Here is a 2,240-nt window from a genome sequence, read left to right on the forward strand (position 1 = left end):
AAAAGAGAGTTCAATCTAGACTCTCTTTTCTTTATTTGGTATTGTATCAACTAGACTACAAACAAAATGATTTGACATTTATTCCCTTCTAGTATCAAAAGTAACCATTTAAATATAAGTATCAAAAGTCTATGAATCTAGTCTCAAATTTGATATAATATAAATATCAAATTTAACGGACGTTTCTTTTAATTGAAATTGTGAAAATTTATGTATAGAGGTGAGATAGATTATGATATTTGGATATGCTAGGGTATCAAGAAAAGAGCAGAATATTGAAAGACAGATTAGAAATATTTTAGCTTATGATTCTGGTGCAAGATTGTATGAGGAAGCATTTACTGGAACAAAAGTTGAAGGAAGAAAAGAGTTTGAAAAATTACTGAAGATTGTTAAGAGCGGAGATACTATCGTTTTTGATTCAGTTTCGAGAATGTCAAGAAATGCAGAAGAAGGAAAAAATCTCTACTTTGAACTCATGAATAAGGGAGTTATTCTAGTTTTCTTGAAAGAACCTTATATAAATACGGCAGTTTATCAGAAAGCCATTTCTATGAAAATAGATAGTACGGGACATAAAATAGCTGATATATATATCAATGCAACTAATGAGGCTATAAAAGTTTTAGCTGAAGACCAAATTGAAATAGCATTTAACCAAGCTGAGAAAGAGGTTAAAGACCTACAACAGAGAACCAAAGAAGGAATAGAAACTGCTAAAAGGGAAGGAAAGCAAATAGGACAGGTTAAAGGAAAGAAACTTGTAACTAAGAAATCAGTAGAGATGAAAGAGAAGATACAGAAACTACTCCCTACTCATTCAGATAAAGAGATAATGGAACTTACAGGACTTGCTAGAAATACATATTATAAATATAAGAAAGAAATGATAATATGATGGTATAATATAAGAAAAGAAATTAATGTAACGAAAGAGGTGAGAAATTTGATGAAGAAAAAACTACCTATAGGTATAGATGATTTTAAAAAAATAATAGAATTAAACTACTATTATGTAGATAAAACTCTTTTTATCCAAGATGTGCTTGAGAAAAGAGCTGAAGTTACATTATTAACAAGACCTAGAAGATTTGGAAAAACCTTGAATATCAGTACGTTGAAATATTTTTTAGACATAAAAGGTGCTATAGAAAATAGAGAGCTTTTTAAAGGAACTAAAATAGAAAAAACTGACTATATGGAATATCAAGGAAAATATCCTGTAATTTATCTAACTATGAAAGATTTAGATGGAGAAGATTTTGAAAGTTTTTTCGAAGCATTTAAAACTCTTATTAGTTCTCTCTTTGAAACCCATAAATATCTCCGTGAAAAACTGGATGAAAGAAATCTTCTTTTTTTTGATAAAATATGGTTTCAAGAAGAAAAAGCTAATTATGACACTGCTTTAAAATTCCTGTCGCAGCTTCTATATGATTATTATGGAGTTAAGCCAGTTATTCTTATAGATGAATATGATTCTCCATTTATCATTGCTAATGAAAAAAGATACTATGAAAAAGTTAAAACACTTTTGGGACGGTTCTATGGAAGTGCATTAAAAGAAGGAATTATTAGTTTTTCAGTAGTTACAGGTATTTTAAGAATTGCGAAAGAGTCAATATTTTCAACTTTAAATAATTTAAAAGTATCAACAATACTTACGGGAGACTATAATTATTTTGGAATGACCGAAATAGAGGTTGAGGATATTTTAAAATATTATGATCTTGAAACAACTTTAGGAGACATAGAAAAATGGTATAACGGATATCTCTTTGGAGATCTGAAAGTCTATAATCCGTGGAGCATATTATATCATTGTAGTTCAGGAGAATTGAAGGCTTTCTGGATAAATACAAGTGCTAACCTTCTTATAAAAGAAATATTAAGAGAGGCAGATAGAGAAATATTTAATATATTCCATACTCTACTGAAAGATGGAAGTGTAAAAACTACTCTTCAAGAAAATATGATTTTTGGTATGAGATACAGTGACAGCACATTACTCTACTTAATGTTTTCAGCAGGGTATCTGACTATAGATAGGAAAGGAGAGGAAAAAAATCAGTATTTCCTTACTATTCCAAATTACGAAGTAAAGGAATATTTCAAAGATACGTTTATGGAAATAGTTTCTCCTAGAAATTATGGAAAGTTTACAGACCTTATAGTTGCTTTAAGAGATGGGAATGTTACTGGAATAGACTCTGTAGAGGAGTTGCTTCAAACAATGTTTG

At 29.4% G+C, this 2,240-nt stretch carries 2 protein-coding genes; both read left to right on the forward strand.

Going from position 1 to position 2,240, the window contains the following annotated elements; translation table 11 throughout:
• Nucleotides 1–232 precede the first annotated feature (232 nt).
• Nucleotides 233–898 carry a recombinase family protein gene (locus ACRDBA_RS11570; RefSeq protein WP_047384755.1) on the forward strand — a complete coding sequence of 222 codons (666 nt, stop codon included), beginning with the start codon at nt 233–235 and terminating at the stop codon, nt 896–898.
• A 51-nt stretch (nt 899–949) separates the two neighbouring features.
• Nucleotides 950–2,240: AAA family ATPase (locus ACRDBA_RS11575; protein ID WP_438573075.1), on the forward strand; the 1,291-nt coding region annotated here is incomplete at its 3' end.

Origin of the sequence: Clostridium sp. (genome assembly GCF_051654825.1) — a bacterium.
Classification (GTDB): Bacteria; Bacillota; Clostridia; order Clostridiales; family Clostridiaceae; genus Clostridium.

Excerpts from the sequence above, each read along its gene's own strand:
- ACRDBA_RS11570 (WP_047384755.1), top strand. The coding sequence starts at position 233 with ATGATATTTGGATATGCTAGGGTATCAAGAAAAGAGCAGAATATTGAA.